At 72.8% G+C, this 20,463-nt stretch carries 16 protein-coding genes and 4 tRNA genes; 12 read left to right on the top strand and 8 right to left on the bottom strand.

Going from position 1 to position 20,463, the window contains the following annotated elements; translation table 11 throughout:
- The first annotated feature begins 3 nt into the window (after positions 1-3).
- From FHS22_RS35425 to FHS22_RS35415, 3 genes are read left to right on the top strand one after another with little or no spacing between them, the layout of a single operon-like run.
- Positions 4-1,632 (top strand): replication initiator, encoded by a 1,629-nt coding sequence (locus FHS22_RS35425; RefSeq protein WP_221474528.1) that lies wholly within the window; start codon positions 4-6, stop codon positions 1,630-1,632.
- A gap of 31 nt (positions 1,633-1,663) precedes the next feature.
- Entirely contained in the window at positions 1,664-1,879 is a 216-nt protein-coding gene (locus FHS22_RS35420) for a helix-turn-helix domain-containing protein (protein ID WP_184948570.1), read from the top strand.
- Positions 1,879-3,090: a tyrosine-type recombinase/integrase gene (locus FHS22_RS35415; RefSeq protein ID WP_184948569.1), complete on the top strand. Its 1,212-nt coding sequence runs from the start codon at positions 1,879-1,881 to the stop codon at positions 3,088-3,090. The genes FHS22_RS35420 and FHS22_RS35415 overlap by 1 nt, the downstream gene beginning before the upstream one ends.
- A 90-nt stretch (positions 3,091-3,180) precedes the next feature.
- Here the strand turns inward: FHS22_RS35415 and FHS22_RS35410 are convergent.
- Positions 3,181-3,252: transfer RNA gene (locus FHS22_RS35410), tRNA-Val, on the bottom strand.
- A 468-nt stretch (positions 3,253-3,720) separates the two neighbouring features.
- On the opposite strand from FHS22_RS35410, the gene FHS22_RS35405 reads away from it, so the two are divergent.
- On the top strand, positions 3,721-4,137 hold the full coding sequence (locus FHS22_RS35405) for an SsgA family sporulation/cell division regulator (protein ID WP_184948568.1): 417 nt from the start codon (positions 3,721-3,723) through the stop codon (positions 4,135-4,137).
- Between the two features lie 123 nt (positions 4,138-4,260).
- On the opposite strand, the gene FHS22_RS35400 is transcribed toward FHS22_RS35405, so the two are convergent.
- Positions 4,261-4,848 (bottom strand): DUF305 domain-containing protein, encoded by a 588-nt coding sequence (locus FHS22_RS35400; protein ID WP_338048108.1) that lies wholly within the window; start codon positions 4,846-4,848, stop codon positions 4,261-4,263.
- Positions 4,849-4,966: 118 nt separating this feature from the next.
- Between FHS22_RS35400 and FHS22_RS35395 the strand changes: the two genes are divergently transcribed.
- Positions 4,967-6,322 (top strand): LVIVD repeat-containing protein, encoded by a 1,356-nt coding sequence (locus FHS22_RS35395; RefSeq protein ID WP_184948589.1) that lies wholly within the window; start codon positions 4,967-4,969, stop codon positions 6,320-6,322.
- A 55-nt stretch (positions 6,323-6,377) separates the two neighbouring features.
- Here the strand turns inward: FHS22_RS35395 and FHS22_RS35390 are convergent, their stop codons facing one another.
- The 3 genes from FHS22_RS35390 to FHS22_RS35380 are packed head-to-tail and all read right to left on the bottom strand — an operon-like array spanning position 6,378 to position 9,170.
- Complete coding sequence (locus tag FHS22_RS35390; RefSeq protein ID WP_184948567.1) at positions 6,378-7,208, bottom strand: aminotransferase class IV; 831 nt, start codon at positions 7,206-7,208, stop codon at positions 6,378-6,380.
- Positions 7,208-8,227, bottom strand: coding sequence for a chorismate-binding protein (locus FHS22_RS35385; RefSeq protein WP_184948566.1), 1,020 nt, complete (start codon positions 8,225-8,227; stop codon positions 7,208-7,210). Before FHS22_RS35385 ends, FHS22_RS35390 begins: the two co-directional genes overlap by 1 nt.
- A 4-nt stretch (positions 8,228-8,231) precedes the next feature.
- The gene (locus tag FHS22_RS35380; RefSeq protein ID WP_184948588.1) at positions 8,232-9,170 is read right to left on the bottom strand and encodes a LysR family transcriptional regulator; all 939 of its coding nucleotides are present in this window, start codon (positions 9,168-9,170) and stop codon (positions 8,232-8,234) included.
- 44 nt (positions 9,171-9,214) lie between these two features.
- Here FHS22_RS35380 and FHS22_RS35375 point away from each other — a divergent pair, with 44 nt between their 5' ends.
- Positions 9,215-10,552: an NAD(P)-binding domain-containing protein gene (locus FHS22_RS35375; RefSeq protein ID WP_338048106.1), complete on the top strand. Its 1,338-nt coding sequence runs from the start codon at positions 9,215-9,217 to the stop codon at positions 10,550-10,552.
- Between the two features lie 66 nt (positions 10,553-10,618).
- On the opposite strand, the gene hutH is transcribed toward FHS22_RS35375, so the two are convergent.
- Positions 10,619-12,166, bottom strand: coding sequence for a histidine ammonia-lyase (gene hutH, locus FHS22_RS35370; protein WP_184948564.1), 1,548 nt, complete (start codon positions 12,164-12,166; stop codon positions 10,619-10,621).
- A 155-nt stretch (positions 12,167-12,321) separates the two neighbouring features.
- Here hutH and FHS22_RS35365 point away from each other — a divergent pair.
- The 5 genes from FHS22_RS35365 to FHS22_RS35345 all read left to right on the top strand — a co-directional run bounded on the left by FHS22_RS35365 (position 12,322) and on the right by FHS22_RS35345 (position 15,245).
- Positions 12,322-12,393 (top strand) — tRNA-Gly (locus FHS22_RS35365).
- Between the two features lie 25 nt (positions 12,394-12,418).
- A tRNA-Cys gene (locus tag FHS22_RS35360) sits at positions 12,419-12,489 on the top strand.
- A gap of 15 nt (positions 12,490-12,504) precedes the next feature.
- A tRNA-Val gene (locus FHS22_RS35355) sits at positions 12,505-12,579 on the top strand.
- A 238-nt stretch (positions 12,580-12,817) separates the two neighbouring features.
- Complete coding sequence (locus tag FHS22_RS39490; protein WP_184948563.1) at positions 12,818-14,275, top strand: diguanylate cyclase domain-containing protein; 1,458 nt, start codon at positions 12,818-12,820, stop codon at positions 14,273-14,275.
- Between the two features lie 202 nt (positions 14,276-14,477).
- Positions 14,478-15,245, top strand: a complete 768-nt coding sequence (locus tag FHS22_RS35345; RefSeq protein WP_184948562.1) for a VOC family protein — start codon at positions 14,478-14,480, stop codon at positions 15,243-15,245.
- A 62-nt stretch (positions 15,246-15,307) separates the two neighbouring features.
- Here the strand turns inward: FHS22_RS35345 and FHS22_RS35340 are convergent, their stop codons facing one another.
- On the bottom strand, positions 15,308-15,970 hold the full coding sequence (locus tag FHS22_RS35340) for a response regulator (RefSeq protein WP_184948561.1): 663 nt from the start codon (positions 15,968-15,970) through the stop codon (positions 15,308-15,310).
- A complete protein-coding gene (locus tag FHS22_RS39485; RefSeq protein WP_221474526.1) occupies positions 15,967-17,157 on the bottom strand; it encodes a sensor histidine kinase in 1,191 nt (396 codons plus the stop codon). Before FHS22_RS39485 ends, FHS22_RS35340 begins: the two co-directional genes overlap by 4 nt.
- Positions 17,158-17,329: 172 nt before the next feature.
- On the opposite strand from FHS22_RS39485, the gene FHS22_RS35330 reads away from it, so the two are divergent.
- Positions 17,330-20,416: an efflux RND transporter permease subunit gene (locus FHS22_RS35330; RefSeq protein ID WP_184948560.1), complete on the top strand. Its 3,087-nt coding sequence runs from the start codon at positions 17,330-17,332 to the stop codon at positions 20,414-20,416.
- The last annotated feature ends 47 nt before the right edge of the window (positions 20,417-20,463 follow it).

Below are 20,463 nucleotides of genomic sequence, written 5' to 3'. Positions count from 1 at the left end.
TCCATGCCTATCCAGCTCGATATCGCTTCGGCGCTGGCTCTCACCCCCGGGACCGCTTGCCCGGCCCCGGGCGTGGGGGCGAACACCGAACCCCACCCCTTCAGTCCCTTCGCCCACGAATTCCGCCCACACCTGCGCACCGCCCTGCAACGCGCTGCCCGCCCCGGCTACGACGCCTGGCTGCGTCACGTCGAATCAGCCGCCGCCTGCATCCACCCGATCCGCCTGTACGGCACCCTGGCCACCGTCGATGCCCGCACCGGCGAACTTCTCGCCAGTCGGCACACCTCGACCCTGCCGGACGGCGTGATCTACAAAGCCTGCGGCAACCGCCGCCACACCGTCTGCCCGGCTTGTGCCACCACCTACCAACACGACGCCTACCACCTGGTGCGCGCCGGACTCGTCGGCGGCAAAACCATCCCCGACAGCGTCCGCAGCCACCCGGCCGTCTTCGCCACCCTCACCGCCCCCTCCTTCGGCCCCGTCCACAGCCGCGACGTGCGCCACTGCCTCTGCCGCGACAAGAGCCGCTGCACCTGCCGCACCGCCCCCTGCCACGCCCGCCGCGACGCCCCGACCTGTCCCCACGGAACCGCGCTGGCCTGCTGGCAGCGCCATGCTGCTGGTGATGCACAGCTCGGCCGGCCGCTGTGTCCCGACTGCTACGACTACGCCCACCACGTCGCCTGGAACAACCACGCCGGAGAGCTGTGGCGCCGTACCAAGCAACACGCCGAACGCCACCTCAACCAGCTCGCCCGCCACCGCGGCCTGCCTCCCGTGCGGCTCTCCCACGGCAAAGCCGCCGAATACCAAGCACGCGGCGCGCTCCACTTCCACATCTTGCTGCGCCTGGACGGCCTCGCCCCCGACCATCCTGACGTCATCACCCCGCCTCCGGACGGCATCACCGTCGACGACATCATCGCCGCCCTCACCCTGGCCGCCAGCACCATCACCTACACCACCGACTCCCACCCCGCCTGCCCCGACGGCTGGGCCATCGCCTGGGGCGAGCAACACGAGATCCGCGCCATCACCCTGTCGGCCTCCGGCGACGCCCTCGACGATCAGGCCGTGGCCGCCTATCTGGCCAAGTACTCCACCAAAGGCACCGAAGCCACCGGCCACACCTCCCGGCGACTGACCACCGAGACCATCGATCTGTACGCCAACCCCTACGGCACGCATCCTGAGCGCCTCATCGCCGCCGCCTGGGCCCTGGGCCACGCTCCTGGATGGAGCGGATTGCGCAGGTGGGCGCATATGCTCGGCTTCGGCGGCCACTTCCTGACCAAGACCCGCCGCTACTCGGTGACCTTCGGCTCCATCCGCCAAGAACGAGCCGCCTACAAACGCGCACACGCCCTCAGCAACCACCCCCCACAGGCAGAGGGACTCCCCGAACCAACGCGCTTTCACCGTCAAGGCGGCCTTGACGGCAAAACCGAGGAAACCACCCTGATCCTCGGCTACCTCACCTACGCGGGCACCGGCTGGCACACGACCGGTGACCAACTCCTTGCCAACACGGCAGCGGCCCAAGCCCGCGAACGCACCCGAGCCGGACGTCAAGAGCTCGCCCACCACGCCTGGGAACAGAGCTCGTCCATCCCGCTCGCCGCCTGACCAACCCTCAGAACGCGAACGGAGCTCCACCATGCCCACCGCAGGAAAGGTCGTCCGCTACCCCGGCCAAGCGCTCTACGACGTAGATGAGACCGGCGTCGTCTTGCGCCTGTCCCGCCGCTATCTCTACCAAGAGATCCGCGCCGGACGGCTCCGCACCGTCAAGGCTGGACGTGCTCGCCGCGTCCCGGCCGACGCCATCGCCGAGTACGTCAAGCTTCTGGAGCAGGAAGCGGAGGTCGCCTGATGCCCAAGCAACGCGCCCACGGCGATGGCGGCCTGTACTGGAGCGAATCCCGGCAACGCTGGATCGCCGAAATGACCATCGGCTACAGCCCGGCAGGGCGACGCATCACCCGCAAGGCCGCAGGCCGTACCAAGACCGAAGCCAAGGCGAAGCTCAAGGAGATGCTCCGCGACCATGACGACGGCCTTACCGTTGCCGCTGGCCGAGACACCGTCGCTGAAGCTGTACGGAACTGGCTGGAGTTCGGCCTTTCCGGTCGCGCGGAATCCACCGTCAACACCAAGCGCATCTTGGCCGAAAAGCACATCATCCCGGAGCTCGGAGCACGTAAGCTCCGCGAACTCACCGCCGACGATGTAGATCGGTGGCTGGCCCGCACCTCCAAGAAGGTCAGCACGCGCACCCTTCAGGAGCTTCGCTCGATCCTCAAACGATCGCTCGTCCGGGCTCAGGCCCGGGACAAGGTCAAGCGGAACGTCGTACTGCTGTGCGAGCTGCCGAAGGGGAAGGCCGGCAGGCCGTCCAAGGCCCTCACGATGGAGCAGGCCATGGCGGTGCTGGAGGCCAACGAGACGGCGAAGCCCTGGCTCCATGCCTACATTCTGGTGTCCCTGCTCGTCGGTCTTCGCACGGAAGAGGTCCGTGATCTGTCATGGGCCTACGTCGTCGCCTTCGATCAAGAGACCGTCGCCTGGGCGACCATCACGGAGATTGGATGGGATCACCAGGAATTCGGGATCTACGTCTGGAGATCCGACCGCGTCGGCGGCGACACCAAGACCATCACGTCACGCCGAACACTCAAACTGCCCCAGAGGTGCGTCACCGCCCTGCGGAAGCTCTGGGACCACCAGGCCAAGGTCCGGGAGACAGCGGGAGACGCCTGGGAAGACAACGATCTCGTGTTCGCCACCCGGACGGGCACCAAGCTCAGTTCCGCCAACGTCCGGCGCGAGTTCCGGCGCGTCATCGCCAGGGCGGGCCTGACGGCCAAGGAGTGGACCCCCCGGGAGATGCGCCACAGCTTCGTCTCGCTGCTCTCCGCTGACGGTGTGCCCATCGAGCACATCGCTCGCCTCGTGGGCCATGCGGGAGGTTCGGCGGTGACGGAAAAGGTCTACCGTCAGCAGATCCGGCCGGTCATCCAGGAGGGTGCCACGGTGATGGATCGCATCTTCCCCGGCGGGCAGCGGCCGAGCGCGGGGACGTAAGTCACTCACTTTGTCACTCAGATGATCCACAACACAGAAGAGCCCGGAGGTTGGTGTCAACCTTCGGGCTCTGATCTGCGTCTTACCGTGTGGGCGATACTGGGATCGAACCAGTGACCTCTTCGGTGTGAACGAAGCGCTCTCCCGCTGAGCTAATCGCCCGCCCTGTGCGGCTCCTCGCGGTGCCGACGTGGAAAACCATACAGCAATCCGGGACCGCTCGCGAAGCGGAGCCCGCGGAGGCGCGATCTTGGACTGGCGACGACACAGTGCGAGGCGATCGGGGCAAAGGGTCGGTGATGTGCCCGATGGGACGCTACGGTGTCATAGCATCATCCTGATCCGGAGAAGTACCGTACGACCATGGCTAGACCTCTATCACCTGAGACGCCCCCGCCGGGAAGTCGATCGTGATGGAAACGATGCGCAAAACCCTCGTAAATACGACCCCGTTCATGGCGTTTAGCCAGGCAGGTGCCAAAATGTCGCGCTGTGATGTGCGTTACAGAAGGGCCTGGAGGCGGAATCTCTCCTACAGGTCTCCTCGTTCCGCCTCATAGGGCGGACGAGGTCCGGCCGGAGCACTGGAAGCCCCGCAAGGGGACCGACGACGAAAAGGTTTGGCTGACGATGAACAGCACCACCGTCTCTGCCGAGCTGGGCCTTCGGCTTGTGGTCCCCGACCGTACCACCGTCCCCCTGCTCGCCGGACTCAGCTATACGGCCGACGATCCGTACGCGATCAGGATGGCCTTCCACGTCGGCAACGACGAGCCGGTCGAGTGGATCTTCGCCCGCGAGCTGCTGACCGTCGGCATCGTGCGCCGGGTCGGCGACGGGGACGTCCAGGTCTGGCCGGCCCGCGCCGACGGCGAGCGGACCCTGCACATCAGCCTCACCTCGCCGTTCGGGCAGGCCCTGTTCGAGGTGCCGCTCGCCCCGCTGACGGAGTTCCTGCACCGGACCTACGAGCTGGTCCCGGCCGGCCGCGAGACCGACTTCATGGACCTCGACTCCGAGCTCAGCAACATGCTCTGGAGCTCCTGACTCCCGGCGGAACCCCCGGAGCCGCGGGGTCACGCCCGTGAGACCCTCCCGCGGGCTCGCGCCCGTAGACCCTCCCGCGGGCTCGCGGCCGCGGGGCCCCCGCTCCGCATCCGGGCGGTCCGGCTACCGCCCGAGGACCTCCCGCATCCGGGAGATCTCGACCTGCTGCCCGGAGAGCACGTCGGCGGCCGTGGCGCGCATGGCCCGGTCGGTGCCGTCCCGCAGCTCCGCACGGGCCATCGTCAGCGCCGCCTCGTGATGGGCGATCATCAGGGTCAGGAAGAGCCCGTCGAAGGCGGCGCCCCTGGCGGTCCTGAGCCGGTTCATCTGCTCCTGGCTCACCGTGTGGTCCGCATGGCCTCCGGGAGCCCGGCCGACCGACTCCAGCCACGAGGTCATGGCCGCGATCTCGGCCCGCTGCGCCGCGGTGATCCGCTCGGCGAGCATCCGCACCGGTTCCGAGGACGACCGGTCCGGGACCAGCGCCGCCATCTCCAGCGCCTGCCGGTGGTGCGGGATCATGCCTTCGGCGAACCGCACGTCGGCCGCGCCCACCCGGGCCTCCGGCTCGCCGAGCCGCTCGCCGGGCGTGGCCGTACGGCCGGGCTCCCCGGGGCCGCCGGGGACGACGACCGGCGCGCCGGTCCCCGCCACCAGCGGCGCCTCCTCACGCGCGGATCCGGCGCACCCCGACAGGACCGACGCCGTCACGATGGTGACAAGAGCGCCACACGACCAACACATACCCCGCATACCATCAATAATGAGGTAAAACGATCCAAGCGATGGGGGCACTGTGCGATCAACCGTGGCGTTCGCGCTGGCGGCGATGCTTTTGGCGGCGGGTTGCGGCGCGGATCCCGGGGACCCCGCGTCCCCGCCTCCCGCGGCGAGCGCCAGCACCGCGCCCGCCCCGTCCGGGGCCGCCTCCGGTGACGTCCTGCACAGCTCCAACGTCACCCACGTGGCCAACATGCCGCCGCAGGCCCCGCTCGACGGGCCGCAGGCCTGGGGCACCGACCTGGCCTTCCAGGGCGACCACGCGTTCGTGGGCAACTTCGACGGCTTCACCGTGTTCGACGTCTCCGACCCGGCCAAGCCCGCCGTGGTCAGCACGGTGCTGTGCCCCGGCGAGCAGAACGACGTCTCGGTGACCGGAAACCTGCTGTTCCTCTCCGTGGACCGGCCGCGCGGCGGCCCCGGCTGCGACGACGGCGAGCAGGAGGGCGAGAGCGGCTGGGAGGGTATCCGGATCTTCGACATCACCGACAAGGCCCGCCCGGAGTTCGTCTCCGCGGTCAGCACCCCCTGCGGCTCGCACACCCACACCATCGTGCCCGGCCAGGGCCCGGAGAAGGTCTACCTCTACGTCTCCGCCCCCGGGCCCGAGGGCACGCCCACCTGCCCCGGCCCGCACAACATCTTCGCGGTCGTCGAGGTGCCCACCGGAGACCCGGCGAAGGCCAGGATCGTCTCCACCCCGGTGATCTCCGAAGGCTCCGGCGGCACGGCGGACGTCGAGGGCCGGGGCATCGGCGGCTGCCACGACATCACCGCCTACCCGGAGAAGAACCTGGCCGCCGCGGCCTGCTTCGGCGACGGCATCCTGCTGGACATCACCGACCGGGTGAACCCCAAGGTGCTCCAGCACGTGAGCGACAGGGAGAACTTCTCCATCTGGCACTCGGCCACCTTCAACAACGACGCCACCAAGGTGGTCTTCGGCGACGAGCTGGGCGGCGGCATGGCCGCCACCTGCGACCGCAACACCCCGCGGACCAAGGGCGCCAGCGCCGTCTACGACCTGTCCGGCGACCGCACCCTGACGCTCCGCGGCTACTTCAAGATCCCCAGGGAGCAGCAGCCGGACGAGAACTGCGTCGCCCACAACGGCTCACTGCTGCCGATTCCCGGCAAGGACATCATGGTCCAGTCGTGGTACCAGGGCGGGGTGTCGATCTGGGACTTCACCGACTCCGCCAACCCCCGCGAGATCGGCTTCTTCGAGCGCGGCCCGGTCGAGGGCCTCGCCGGCTCCTGGTCGGCCTACTACTACAACGGCCACATCTACTCCAGCGACATCACCAGGGGCCTGGACGTGCTCCGGATCGACGACCCGCTCACCGATCCGGCGAAGAGCGCCAGGATGACGGAGCTCAACGCCCAGACCCAGACGTCCTACTGACCGTTCTGCGCCCGGCTCCGGTACGGCGCGGGCCGTACCGGAGCCGCGCGGACCGTCACGGGTCGAGGTCGGCCCCGGAGCGCTCGGCGAAGACCTGCATCGCCTTGGCGGTGATCGGGCCGGGCGCGGCCGGCAGCACGATCCCGTCGACCGCGCGGATCGGCTGGACGTCGCGGGTGGTCGAGGTCAGGAACGCCTCCTCGGCCTCGTGGAGGGCCGCCAGCGGCACGTCCTCCTCGGTCCCGCCGCACCACTCCAGGACGAGCGCGCGGGTGACGCCCGCCAGGCAGCCGGAGTCGAGGGTGGGGGTGACCAGGCGGCCGTCGCGCACGACGAAGACGTTGCTCCCGGTGCCCTCGCAGAGGTTCCCCGCGGTGTTCCCGAAGATCGCCTCGCCGCCGCCGCGCGCCTTGGCGTAGAAGAGGGCCTTGGCGTTGTCGCCGTAGGAGGTGCTCTTCACCCCGGCCAGCGCGCCGCGCTCGTTGCGCGGCCACGGCACCACCGCGACGTCCCCGGCCGCGGGGAACGGCTTCTGCTCCCCGACGATGACCACGGTGGTGGTGCCCTGGTCGCCGCGGTCGGAGCCGAGCGGGCCGGGACCGCTGGTGTAGGTGATGCGGATCCGGCCGAGCGGCCAGGCGGGGGCCCCGGCGAGGCAGGCCCGGACGCCCTCGGCGATGGCGTCGGTGTCGGGCTCGGGCAGCTCCATCCGCCGGGCGGAGAGCCGGAGCCGGTCCAGGTGCCGGGTCAGGGCGAACGAGGCGCCGTTCACGCACTTGACCGTCTCGAAGACGCCGTCGCCGACCATGAGGCCGTGGTCGAACACCGAGACGACGGCCTGCGCCGGGTCGATCAGTTCCCCGTTGACCCATACGGGTGTGTCCATCAGTTCTCCTTGTCGGGGGTCTTTCCTGGGGTGGAGGCGAGCGCGATGAGCCGGGACGCCTTCAGCTCGGTCTCCTGCCACTCGCGCCGCGGATCGCTCCCCCAGGTGATGCCCGCGCCCGTGCCGAAGCGGATCTCGCCCGCCGAGAGCCAGAACGTGCGGATCCCCACGGCCAGCGACGCCCGGCCCCGGTCGGCGTCGACCCAGCCCACGGCACCACAGTAGGGCCCGCGCGGCTCGGGTTCGAGTTCATTGATGATGCGCACAGCGGAATATTTCGGCGCACCGGTCACCGAACCCGGAGGAAAGGTCGCGGCGAACAACTCCGGCCATCCGAATTCCGGCGCGAGCCGGGCCCGTACGGTGGAGACCAGGTGCACCAGGCCGGGATGCTCCTCGACCTCGCACAGCGCGGGGACGCTCACCGAGCCCACCGCGGCGACCCGGCCCAGGTCGTTGCGGACCAGGTCGACGATCATCACGTTCTCGGCGTAGTCCTTCTCCAGCAGCTCCCCGGCGGTGGCGCCGGTGCCCTTGATCGGCCGGGACTCGATCACGTCGCCGTCCCTGGACAGGTAGAGCTCCGGCGAGGCCGAGACCACGCTCAGGCCGGGCAGGCTCACCGTGGCGGCGTGCGGGGCGGGGTTGCCCTCCGCCAGCCGTACGGCCAGCGCCACCGGGTCCGGGTCCCCGGGCAGCGGCGCGGTGAGCACCCGGCACAGGTTGGCCTGGTAGACGTCACCGCGCTCGATGTGCTCACGGATGCGCCGCACCCCGGCCTCGTAGGCGTCCCGGTCCAGCGAGCTGCGCCAGGCCGACGGGGCCGGGCCGCGCCAGGGCACGCGCGGCTCGGGCAGCGGGGCGGGGCGGACGTCGCCGAACCTGGCGCACGTGACCTTGCCCTCGTAGTCGACCACGACGGCCCACCACCCCCGGCCGTCCAGCGCGGACAGGTCAGTGGTGACGTCGAGGAGCCGGGTGGCCAGGCGGCCGCCGGCGTGGGCGAAGGAGTCGTGCACCCTCCTATTGTCGCGCCTGCCCGTCCGCCGCCCCGGACGGCGCCGCCCCGCCCTCGGCCTCCGGCACCGCCTCCGCCAGGAAGCCGGCGAACGCGCGGGCCGCGGGCAGGGGCGCGCGCGGGAGGGCGGCGGAGACGGTGCGGCGCGGCGCGAACCCGCCCAGCGAGCGGAGCGCGATGCCCTCCGGCACGGCCCAGGCGGCGAGGGAGGGCACCAGCGTGACCCCGAGCCCCGCCGCCACGAACCCGAACTTCCCCGTCCACTCGGCGATCCTCACGGTCGTGCGCGGGGCGAACCCGGCACGGGCGCAGGCGTCGCCGAGCATGGTCCGCCGCTCCGGAGGGGCCGCCTCGATCCAGGTCTCCTCCCGCAGGTCCCGCAGGTCGACCCGGTCGCCCGCGGCCAGCGGGTGGTCGCCGGGCAGTGCGACGAGCAGCTCGTCCTCGGCCAGCGCGACCAGCTCGATCCCGTCGTCGTACGGCAGGCCGGAGGGGTAGTCGCTGACCACCGCGAGATCCAGGCCGCCCTCCCGCATCCGGCGCAGCAGGCCGCCGCTGGGCGCCTCGACCGGGACGGTCTCGACCTCGGGGAACTCCCTGCGGAAGGCGCGCAGGGCGCGCGGCACCAGCGCGACGTTGGCGGTGGCGAACGCGCCGAGGCGGAGCCTGCCCCGGTAGCCGCCGTGGATCCCGGCCAGCTCGTCGGAGGCCCTGGCCAGGTGGTCGAGGACGATCCCGGCGTGCCGGTGGAGCAGCTCTCCGGCGGGCGTCAGCCGTACGCCGCGGGCCAGGCGCGCGAACAGCGGCCCGCCGGCCCGCCGTTCCAGGGCGGCGACGCGCCGGGAGACCGCGGACTGGGTGTAGCCGAGCTCGGCGGCGGCCGCGGTGAACGAGCCGGTCCTGGCGACCGCCTCCAGCAGGCGCAGGGCGTCGGTGTCGAACACATTCCTCCTTCGCATGACTGGCATTCAAGATAGTCGCTGGTGGAATGCCTTGTATGTCCCTACCGTCGGAGAACGTGATTGCTTTCCTTGGACTGGGGCGCATGGGCGCTCCGATGGCCCGGCGACTCGTGGAGGCCGGGCACGAGGTGACGGTGTGGAACCGCACTCCCCGCGGGATCGAGGGGGCCGCGGTCGCGGCCTCTCCCGCCGAGGCGGTGGCGGACGCGGAGCTGGTCGTCACGATGCTCAGCGACCCCGCGGCGGTGCTGGAGGTGCTGGCGGACGCCGCGCCCGCCCTGCGGGCCGGGGCGCTCGTGGCCGAGATGTCCACGATCGGGCCCGCGGCGGTGGCCGGGCTCCGCGACCGGCTCCCGGCCCGGGTCGCGCTGGTGGACGCGCCGGTGCTGGGCAGCGTGGAACCGGCCCGGGACGGCACGCTGACGGTCCTGGCCGGCGGGCTGCCGGAGGATCTGGCCCGCTGCCGGGAGGTGCTGGAGGTCTTCGGCCGGGTGCGGGAGGCCGGCGGGCCGGGTGCGGGGGCGGCGATGAAACTGGCCGTGATGAGCGCGCTGGTTCCCGCCCAGGTGCTGCTCGCCGAGGCGGTCGCCGGCGGCGAGGCGGCCGGGGTGGATCCGGGGGCGCTGCTGGACGTGCTGGGCGCCACGCCGCTCGGGGCGCTCGCCGAGCGGGTCCGCCCGGCCGTGGAGCGCCCGGCGGCGGAGGGAGGCGTGCCCGAGCGGCGGTACGGCCTCGGTCTGGCCGCCAAGGACCTGGCGTTGGCCGCGCACCCGGTGCGGACGCTCGCCGCGGCGGCCCGGGAGCGGCTGGCCTCCGCGGTCTCCGCCGGACTGGGCGAGGCGGACCTGACGGCCGTGTTCGGGTACGTCGGCCGCGCGTCGCGGGAGCCGGACGGCTCCGGGGCGGCCCGCCGTACGGCGCAGACGGCCGGGGGCGGGGCGGCGCGGCGGAGCGGGACGGTGCGGACCGGCGGGGTGGAGAAGATCAATCCGGCCTCGGTCCCGGCGACCAACGGGCTCTACTCCCACGCCACGCGGAGCGGGGGCCTGCTGTTCGTCTCCGGGCAGGTGGCGCTGGACGCCGGGGGGAACGTGCTCGGCGAGGGCGACATGGCGGCCCAGTCCCAGCACGTGATGGAGTCCCTGGCCCGCATCCTGGCCGACCAGGGCTGCACGTTCGACGACGTGACGCACATCCGGACGTTCCTCACCGACATGTCGCGCCTGCCGGAGTACGGGGCCGTCCGGCGGCGGTTCATCACCGGCGAGCCCCCGGCCAGCACGACCGTGGAGGTGTCCCGGCTGTTCCGGCCGGGACTGCTGATCGAGGTGGAGGTGACGGCGGCCGTCCCCGGAGGGCGGTGACCCGCCCGGGGAGGCCGGGTACGGCGCGGCCGGGCGGACCGGCGTGCCGTACCCGGGCGGCCGTGCTCAGGCCAGCGGACCGGTGACCGTCTCGGCGGCGGCCACGACGGAGCCGTCGGCGACCAGGCGGACCGCCGACTCGATCTCCGGCGCCAGGAAGCGGTCCGGGCCGGGGCCGGGCACGTTCTGGCGCAGGACGCCCGCCACCGCCCCGGTCGCGGGCGCCGGGGCGTGCGGGGCGCGCAGGTCGAGCGCGCGGGCCGCGGTGAGGATCTCCACCGCGAGCACCCGGGTCAGGCCCTCCACCGCGCGGCGCAGCTTGCGCGCGGCCGACCAGCCCATGGAGACGTGGTCCTCCTGCATGGCGGAGCTCGGGATGGAGTCCACGCTCGCGGGCGCGGCCAGGCGCTTGAGCTCGGAGACGATCGCGGCCTGGGTGTACTGGGCGATCATGTGGCCGGAGTCGACGCCCGGGTCGTCGGCGAGGAAGGCCGGCAGGCCGTGGTTGCGGGCCACGTCGAGCATGCGGTCGGTGCGGCGCTCGGAGATGCTCGCCAGGTCGGCGACGGCGATGGCCAGGAAGTCCAGCACGTAGCCGACCGGGGCGCCGTGGAAGTTTCCGTTGGACTCCACCCGGCCGTCGGACAGGACCACCGGGTTGTCGATCGCGGAGGCGAGCTCGCGCCCGGCGACCGTGGCGGCGTGCGCGAGCGTGTCGCGGGCGGCGCCGGCCACCTGCGGGGCGCAGCGCAGCGAGTAGGCGTCCTGGACCCGGGTGCAGGTGCCGTCCCGGTGGCTGGCCATGACGCCCGAGCCGACGAGCAGCGCGCGGAGGTTGGCGGCGCTGGCGGCCTGGCCCGGGTGCGGGCGCAGCGCCTGCAGGTCGGCGGCGAAGACGCGGTCGGTGCCGAGCAGCGCCTCCACGCTCATGGCGGCGGCGATGTCGGCGGTCTTCAGCAGCCGGGTCAGGTCGTCCATGGCGAGGACCAGCATGCCGAGCATGCCGTCGGTGCCGTTGATGAGCGCGAGGCCCTCCTTGGCGGCCAGCTCGACCGGTTCGATGCCCGCCCGCTTGAGCGCCTCGGCCGCGTCGGCCAGGTCGCCCGCGGCGTCGCGGACGACCCCCTCCCCCATGATCGTGAGAGCCACGTGGGAGAGCGGGGCGAGGTCCCCGGAGCAGCCCAGGCTTCCGTACTCGTGCACGACCGGGGTGATCCGCGCGTTGAGCAGGTCCTGGAGAACCTTGGCGGTCTTCGGCCGAACGCCGGTGTGGCCGGTGGCGAGGGTGTGCAGGCGCAGGAGCATGAGCGCGCGGGTGACCTCGGTCTCCACCTCCGGGCCCGATCCGGCGGCGTGCGAGCGGACCAGGGAGCGTTGGAGCTGGGCGCGGAGCGAGGGCGCGATGTGCCGGGTGGCCAGCGCGCCGAAGCCGGTGGACACCCCGTAGGCCGGGGTAGGGCTCTCGGCCAGCTCGTCGATCCGGGTGCGGGCGGCGGCCATGGCGGCCACGGCGTCGTCGGTGAGCCGTACGGCGGCGCCGTGCCTGGCCACGGCGACGACCTCGCCGAAGGTCAGCGGCTCCGGCCCGATGTTCACGACCTCGTTGTCGCGCATGGTGTCACTCTCTCGCACTCGATGTAACCGGTGATAACCATGGTAGCCCCTTACATTTCCCTCGCCTGACGACTCCCTGCCCGATTCCGGTTTGGGGAGTCGCCCGGTATTCGCTAGAGTTCTCTGCGTGAGGCCGGTCCGACCGGCGAGCACACGCGGAAGTGGCTCAGTGGTAGAGCATCACCTTGCCAAGGTGAGGGTCGCGGGTTCGAATCCCGTCTTCCGCTCGAAAGAGGCCCCCGGGCCTCGCTCGGTGGAGTGGCCGAGAGGCGAGGCAACGGCCTGCAAAGCCGTGTACACGGGTTCAAATCCCGTCTCCACCTCTGGCTTTCGCCCGAGGACGATTAGCTCAGCGGGAGAGCGCTTCCCTGACACGGAAGAGGTCACAGGTTCAATCCCTGTATCGTCCACCACGACGTTGTTCGGCGATGGGCCGGCTCCCGCACGGGAGCCGGCCCATCGGTCGTCTCCGGCACTTCGCCCCCGGAACCGCCGCCGCCTCTCCTGATCCGCCGCCTCTCCTGATCCGCCGCCCCTCCCGGTCCGCGGGCCCTCCCGGCGCGGTTCCCGGGCGGGACCGGGTTCCCTCCCGGCTCCCCGGGGTTCTCCCGGTTCCCTCAGGAGCCCGCCCGCCCTGCCGATGGGGCGGGCGTGGACGGTCTCCGGGCGTGGCGTGTCTACCTCCTCGGCGGAGTACTCGCCATGGGGGTGTTCGTGCTGCTCCCGGACGCCATCTGGCGGGATGCGCTGTACGCCCTGATCGGGTTCTCCAGCGTCGTGGCCGCGCTCGTGGCGGGCGCCCGCCTGCGGGGCGCGACCGGCCGCATCTGGGCGCTGATGGGACTCGGCCAGTTCGCCGCCGTCCTCGGCGACACCCTGTGGCTCTACTACAAGCACATCGCTCTGACGGACCCCTTCCCCTCTCCGGCCGACGTGCTCTACCTGATGGAGTACCCGCTCGTCACCGCCGCGCTCCTGCTGCTCGTCCGGTACCGCCGCTCCCCCGCCGACCGGGAGGCCGTGCTGGACGGCGCCATCTTCGTCGTCGGCCTCGCCCTGCCGTACTGGGTGCTCCTGATCAGCCCGAGCATCGGCGGCCACGACTCCGCCTTCGGGCAGGTGATCTCGCTGGGCTACCCGCTCGCCGACGTGGTGCTGCTCGCCGGGCTCGTCCGGGTGCTGACCGCCTCGGGCGTGCGTGCCCCGGCCTTCCACCTGCTCACCTCCGCGCTGGTGCTGCTCCTCCTCGCCGACGTCGTCTTCATCTCGACCGAGAGCGGGGAGATCCTCGGCCTGCCCCTGGGCGACCTGCCCTTCCTGCTGTCCTACCTGGCCTGGGGCGCGGCGGCGCTGCACCCGTCGGCCGGGGACCTGCTGCACGCCGAACCCGCGGCGGTGCCGTCCTTCACCACGCGGCGGCTGGTCACGCTGACCGCGGTGGTGCTGCTCGCCCCCGGCACGCTGGCCGTGCAGTTGCTGTTCGGATTCGAACTGAGCGCCTGGGCCGTCACCATCACCTCCGCCCTGCTCTTCATCCTGGTGGTCGCCCGGATGTCCGGCCTGCTGAGACGTATGCAGGCCCAGGCCCGGCGCCTCGACGAGATCGCCCGCACCGACATGCTGACCGGCCTGCCCAACCGCCGCACCCTGGACGCCCAGATCGTCCGGGAGTACGAGGTCTCCGCGCGCACCGGCGGGCCGCTCAGTCTCGCCATGGTCGACCTCGACCGCTTCAAGCTGTTCAACGACACGTACGGCCACCAGGCCGGCGACCGGTTGCTGACGGGCGCCGCCACCGCCTGGAGCCTGGTGCTCGCCTCCGACGACATGCTGGCCCGCTACGGCGGCGAGGAGTTCGTGCTGCTGATGCCCGGCCGCGGCCTGGACGCCGCGGAGCACCTGCTCTCCGCCCTGCGCCTGGTCACCCCCGAGCGCCAGACCTTCTCCGCCGGTCTGGCGCTGTGGGACGGCCGGGAGAGCCCGCTGGAACTGCTGCACCGCGCCGACGTCGCCCTGTACGACGCCAAGCAGAACGGCCGGGACCGGGTGGCGCGGGCCGCTCCGGCGCAGGTCCCCGGCTCCAGGCCGGAGTCTTCGGCGAGCGCGTGACCCGGCCGGGCCCGCGGTGGCCGTCCGGCGCCCGGAACGCGGCCGGGCCGCGCCGGGAAGCCGCCCGCGCCGCCTCCCGCGCGGGTCCTCGGAATTGTCGGCGGTCCGTGCCAGGCTGGCGCATGGACGGACGGACGGCAGGCCTCCCGCCAGGGCGGGGACGCCTGGCCGCCGTCAGGGACCCATCCCGAAGGAGCACACCATGCTCACCACGCACTACGTCCCGGGCGCTCCCAACTGGATCGACCTCGGCAGTCCCGCCGTCGACGACTCCGTCGCCTTCTACCGCGGGCTGTTCGGCTGGGAGTTCCGGTCGGCCGGCCCCGGGGCCGGCGGCTACGGCTTCTTCCAGCTCGGCGGCCGGACCGTCGCCGCCGCCGGCCCGCTCACCGGGGAGGGCGCGAGCCCGGCCTGGACGGTCTACTTCCAGACCGCCGACGCCGACGCCACCGCCAAGGCCGTCGAGCAGGCGGGCGGCACCGTGCGCTTCCCGCCCTCCGACGTCTTCGACAAGGGCCGGATGGCGGGGTTCTCCGACCCGGGCGGCGCGGAGTTCGCGGTCTGGCAGCCCGCCGCGACCAGGGGCCTCGATCTCGTCACCGAGACCGGCTCGCTGGCCTGGACCGAGCTGTACGTCGCGGTTCCCGACGCCGTCCGCGCGTTCTACCGGACGGTGCTCGACTGGAGGATCACGGACATGCCGTTCGGCGACGCGACCTACGTCATGGCCTGCACCGGCGACGACCCCGACACCAGCATGGCCGGAATCATGCCGCTGCAGGAGGGCGACCGGCCGCACTGGCTGGCGTACTTCGAGGTCGCCGACTGCGACGGGGTCGCCGCCAGGGCCCGGGAGCTCGGCGGCGGCGTCGTCATGCCCGGCACGGACGCCGAGGGCGTCGGCCGCTTCGCCGTCCTCACCGATCCGCACGGCGCGCGCTTCGCCGTGATCACCAGCGTCGCCGCCTGAGCGGCGCCCGGCGGGCCCGGCCGCCCCTCCCGCCGGGGCGCCGCGGAGTCCTCACCGGGCCGTCAGCCGATGCGCTCCGGCCCGGTGAGTCCCGCCTCCGAGGCGAGCAGACCGGCCTGGGTCCGGTTGGAGAAGCCCAGTTTGACCAGCATGCGTGAGACGTAGCTCTTGATCGTCGCCTCGGAGAGGTGAAGCCTGCGGGCGATCTGCGCGTTGGACAGCCCTTCTCCCAGGCAGACCAGCACCTCCGTCTCGCGCTCGGTGAGCTCCCTGAGGCGGGAGGCGGCCTGCTCCCTGGCGGCGTCGCGCCCGGCCGAGGCCGCGAGCAGCCTCCGGGTCGCCGCCGGGGAGAGCACCGTGTGGCCGTCGGCCGCCACCCGAACCAGGCCGATCAGGTCCTCCGGAGGGGTGTCCTTGAGCAGGAACCCGGAGGCGCCCATGCTCATCGCGCGCAGCACGTACCCGTCGCGGTCGAAGGTGGTCAGCACCACCACCTTGGGCGGGGCCGGGAACCGGGTGATGTGCCCGATCGCGGCGATCCCGTCCACGCCGGGCATGTGCAGGTCCATCAGCACGACGTGCGGCCGGTGCCGGACGACGGACTCCACCGCCTCGGCCCCGTCGTAGGCCTCTCCGACCACGACCAGGTCGTCGGCGGCCGACAGGATGGTGCGCAACTGGGCGCAGACCATCCGGTCGTCGTCGACGAGCAGCACCCGGATCATCCCGCCACCCGCCTCCCCGGCCCCGCGGAGCCGGCCCCGCTCGACGCGTACGGCCCGTCCGCGGCGTCCTCGCCGGGCCCCGTCGGCAGGACCGCCGTCACCGCGAACCCTCCCTCCTCCGTCGCCCCCGCCTCCAGGCGGCCGCGCAGCAGCTCGACGCGCTGGCGCAGGCCGCTGAGGCCGGTGCCGCCGCCGCCCAGGGCGATCCCGCCGCCCCGGGCGGCCGCCGTGTTGCGCACCGCGACGCCGAGCGCGTCCCCGGCGTACGACACGGTGACGGTCACCTCCGATCCGGGCGCGTGCTTGTGCACGTTGGTCAGGGCCTCCTGGACCACCCGGTAGGCGGTGCGGGCCACGACGGGCGGTGCGGGGACCGGCTCGCCCTCGCAGGCGAGCCCGGCCTCGACGCCCGCCGCGCGGGACTCGGCCACCAGGCCCGACAGGTCCAGCACGACGGGCTCGGCAGTGCGCGCGGAGCCGAAGCGGTCCTCCGAGCGCAGCACCCCGACCAGGTCGCGCAGCTCTTCCAGCGCCTGGCAGCCGACCTGGCGCAGCTCCTCCACCGCCGCGCGCACCTCCTCGTCGCGGGCGACGGTCCGCAGCGCGCCCGCGCGCAGGACCATGAGGCTGACCCGGTGGGTGACGACGTCGTGCATCTCCCCCGCCAGCCGGGCCCGCTCCTCCAGCCTGGCCTGCTCGGCCATGAGCTCGCGCTCGTGCTCGGCCCGCTCGGCGCGGTCGGCCAGCGCCCCGATCAACCTGATCTGCGAGCGCCGCCACATGCCGAGCAGCACGGGGGCCAGCAGGACGAGCGTGCCGGAGAAGCTGTTGAGGACCACCTCGGCGACGGTGCCGGGAACGGTCCACGGCCGGACGAAGAGGACCGACATCAGCATGATGGCCGCCGCGTCGCGGCCGCGGCCGTACACGCCGATCGCGTAGGCGGCGAACGGCGCCGCCAGGACGGGGCTCAGCAGGCAGAGCGCGGCGCACAGCGCCCCCACCGCGCCGGGCGCCCGGCGCCGGGCGAGCAGGGCCAGCGCCGCGGCGAGCTGCGCGGCGCCCTCGGCCCAGGCCGAGGTGTCCCCCTGGGCCAGCTTGACGAGCATGTCCGCCGAGCCGAGCGCGCCGACCGCGACCGCCAGCACCGCGTCGGCCGCGACCGCCCGGGAGATCTTCGGTTTCACGCGGTCACGCTATCCGCCTCCCGGAGGCCGGGCCACGGCGCCACCGCAACAGCCGACCAAAGAGGTACGGCGGTGCAACTTTCGTGGATCCGCGGCGCAACCTTGGCCGCTACCGCGGCCCGCCGCGGAGATCGAACCCTGGAGGGGACCATCGAATCCCGAGGGGGAACCGTTGAACGCCCTTACCCGGATCAGCCTCGCCAACAGGGCTCTCGTCGCCCTGGTGACGATCGCTGTCCTCATATTCGGCGCCGTCGCCGCCGTGTCGCTGAAACAGGAGCTGCTCCCTCCGTTCTCCGTGCCGACCGCCAGCATCACCACCGCCTATCCCGGCGCCGCGCCGCAGATCGTCGAGCGCGACGTCACCGAGAAGGTCGAGGGGGCCGTCGACGGGGGCGAGGGCCAGAAGAGGATCACCTCGTTCTCCAGCGACGGCATGTCCGGCGTCTCCGTCGAGTACGAGCACGGCACCGATCTGGACAAGGTGCTTGCGGACCTGCGTCAGCGGATCGCGCGGATCCAGCCGCTGCTCCCCGCCCGGGTGACCCCGGAGGTCGCGCCGGGCGTCTCCACCGAGTTCCCGGTCATGTCCCTGGCGGTCGCCGGCGACGACGAGCGGGCGCTGGCCCGGCGCCTGCAGGAGCTCGCCCCGGCCGAGCTGGGCGGCATCGACGGCGTGAGCCGGGTGCTGGTCAGCGGCGAGCGGGCCCGGCGGGTGGAGGTCCGCCTGGACCTGAAGAGGCTCGGAGAGCGGGGTCTGACCGCCGACGCCGTCGCCGCCGCGCTGACGGCCGGCGGGTCCGTCGTGCCCGCGGGCACCCTCACCGACGGGGGCCGCTCGCTCGCCCTGCAGGTCGGCGAGGGCTTCGACTCCCTGGGCGACCTGCGGAGGCTCCATCTGGCGCCGAAGGTCACCCTCGACGACGTCGCCGACGTCGCGCTCGTGGAGGACCGCCCCCAGAGCCTGACCCGGACCGACGGCAGGCCGAGCCTGGGCGTGTCGGTCATCGCCGGGCCGGGCGGGAACACGGTGGCCATCGCCGCGGAGGTCGGCAGGCGCATCCCCGGGCTGACCCGCGCGCTGGGGTCCGGCACCACGCTGACCGTCACGTTCGACCAGTCGGAGTTCATCGAGAAGTCCATCGGCGACCTGACCACCGAGGGACTGCTCGGGCTGGGCTTCGCGGCCCTGGTCATCCTGGTCTTCCTCTTCTCATTCCGCTCCACCCTCGTGACGGTGATCTCGATCCCGCTCTCGCTGGTGGTCGCGCTCATCGGGCTGTGGGCCAACGGCTTCACGCTGAACATGCTGACGCTCGGGGCGCTGACGATCGCGATCGGCCGGGTCGTCGACGACTCCATCGTGGTCATCGAGAACGTCAAACGGCACCTGGGGTACGGCGAGGCCAAGCGGGAGGCGGTCCTGACCGGCACCCGCGAGGTGGCCGGGGCGGTCACCGCCTCCACTCTGACCACGGTGGCGGTCTTCCTGCCGATCGCGTTCACCGGCGGGATCTCCGGGGCGCTGTTCTCCGCCTTCGCGCTGACCGTGACCATCGCCCTGCTGGCCTCGCTGCTGGTCTCGCTGACGGTGATCCCGGTCCTGGCCTACTGGTTCCTGAAGGCGCCCGCGGCGGGGGTGAGCCGCGAGGCCGTGGAGGCCGGGGAGCGCCGGGGGCTGCTCCAGCGGGCGTACGTCCCGGTCATCCGCTTCGCCGTCCGGCGGCGGTGGGTGACGCTCCTGGCCGCTGCGGCGATCTTCGTGGTCACCGGCGGCCTGGCGGGCCAGCTCAAGACCGACTTCCTCGGCAGCTCGGGGCAGACCACCCTCCAGGTGCGGCAGGAGCTGCCCGAGGGCACGTCCCTGGAGGCGGCCGACGCCGCGGCCCGGACCGTGGAGCGGGCGGTCGGGGACGTACCCGGTGTCGCCTCCTACCAGGTCACCGTCGAGCCGGACCGGAGCGAGGCGGGCGGCGCCCGCAACGTGGCCGCCTTCACCCTCACCGCGGAGAAGGACGCCGACATGGAGGCCCTGCGCCGGGACGTGCGCGCCCGGGTCTCCGAGCTGGCCGCGGCCGATCCGGCGGTCGGCGAGGTGACCGTCCAGGGCGACCAGGGCGGTCTGGCCTCCACCGACCTGGCGGTCACCGTGACGGCGGCCGACGACGCCTCCCTGGCCCGCGCGGCCGACCTGGTCGCCGGGGCCGTACGGCGCACGCCCGGCGCCGCGGAGGTCGAGGCCGGGATCTCCGGCACGTCCGAGCAGCTCAGTGTGCGGGTGGACGACGAGAAGGCGCTCGCCCGGGGCCTGTCCGTGGGGCAGGTCACCCAGGCCGTGGCCCGCGTCACCCAGGGCGAGCAGGTCGCCAGGATCACTCTCGACGGCGCCGAGCACGACGTGTCCCTGCGGGTCGGCAGGACCGCCGGCGACGTGGCCGCCCTGCGGGACCTGCGCATCCCGGCACCGCTCGGCCGGACGGTCGCGCTCGAGGACGTGGCCGTGATCGAGACCGTCTCGGCGCCGGCCCGGCTCTCCCGGATCGACGGGGAGCGGGCGACCACGGTGAGCGCGAAGTTCACCGGCGACGACCTGGGCGCCGCCTCGGCCGCGCTGGACCGGCGGCTGGACGCGCTGGAGCTGCCCGGCGGCGCCGCCGCCGTCCTGGGCGGGGTCAGCCTGCAGCAGTCCGAATCGTTCGGGAGCCTGTTCACCGCGCTCGCGGCGGCGATCCTGATCGTCTACCTGGTCATGGTGGCGACCTTCCGGAGCCTGGCCCATCCGCTCATGCTGCTGGTCTCGATCCCGTTCGCGGCCACCGGGGCGCTCGGCCTGCTGGTGGCCACCGGTACGCCGCTGGGGCTGCCCAGCCTGATCGGCATGCTGATGCTCGTCGGCATCGTGGTCACCAACGCGATCGTCCTGCTCGACCTGGTCCGCCAGTACCGCGAGAGCGGCATGAGCGCCCGCGAGGCGGTCGTGGAGGGCGGCAGGCACCGGGTCCGCCCGGTGATCATGACCGCGGTCGCGACCATCTGCGCGCTGACCCCGATGGCCCTGGGGCTGACCGGTGACGGCGGGTTCCTGTCCAGGCCGCTGGCCGTCGTCGTGATCGGCGGCCTGACCAGTTCGACCCTGCTGACCCTGGTCCTGCTGCCCACGCTCTACACGATCGTGGAGGACGTCAAGGACCGCTTCCGGCGCCCGCGCCGGGCCCTGCGGGTCCCCGAGCCGGAGCGGGAGCCCGTCCACACGGGCTGACCTCCCCGGGGCCGGGTCCGGCCTTCCCCGCCGGACCCGGCCCCGGC

This window comes from Thiemannella venezuelensis (assembly GCF_014203605.1).
Classification (GTDB): Bacteria; Actinomycetota; Actinomycetes; order Streptosporangiales; family Streptosporangiaceae; genus Planomonospora_A; species Planomonospora_A venezuelensis.
Note: the sequence above shows the minus strand (reverse complement) of the source record. Positions and strands in the feature narration are given on the sequence as shown.

Excerpts from the sequence above, each read along its gene's own strand:
- FHS22_RS35345 (WP_184948562.1), top strand. The coding sequence starts at position 14,478 with ATGCTCACCACGCACTACGTCCCGGGCGCTCCCAACTGGATCGACCTC.
- FHS22_RS35420 (WP_184948570.1), top strand. The coding sequence starts at position 1,664 with ATGCCCACCGCAGGAAAGGTCGTCCGCTACCCCGGCCAAGCGCTCTAC.
- FHS22_RS35375 (WP_338048106.1), top strand. The coding sequence starts at position 9,215 with ATGCCTTGTATGTCCCTACCGTCGGAGAACGTGATTGCTTTCCTTGGA.
- FHS22_RS35415 (WP_184948569.1), top strand. The coding sequence starts at position 1,879 with ATGCCCAAGCAACGCGCCCACGGCGATGGCGGCCTGTACTGGAGCGAA.
- FHS22_RS35390 (WP_184948567.1), bottom strand. The coding sequence starts at position 7,208 with ATGGACACACCCGTATGGGTCAACGGGGAACTGATCGACCCGGCGCAG.
- hutH (WP_184948564.1), bottom strand. The coding sequence starts at position 12,166 with ATGCGCGACAACGAGGTCGTGAACATCGGGCCGGAGCCGCTGACCTTC.
- FHS22_RS35425 (WP_221474528.1), top strand. The coding sequence starts at position 4 with ATGCCTATCCAGCTCGATATCGCTTCGGCGCTGGCTCTCACCCCCGGG.
- FHS22_RS35340 (WP_184948561.1), bottom strand. The coding sequence starts at position 15,970 with ATGATCCGGGTGCTGCTCGTCGACGACGACCGGATGGTCTGCGCCCAG.
- FHS22_RS35405 (WP_184948568.1), top strand. The coding sequence starts at position 3,721 with ATGAACAGCACCACCGTCTCTGCCGAGCTGGGCCTTCGGCTTGTGGTC.
- FHS22_RS35395 (WP_184948589.1), top strand. The coding sequence starts at position 4,967 with ATGCTTTTGGCGGCGGGTTGCGGCGCGGATCCCGGGGACCCCGCGTCC.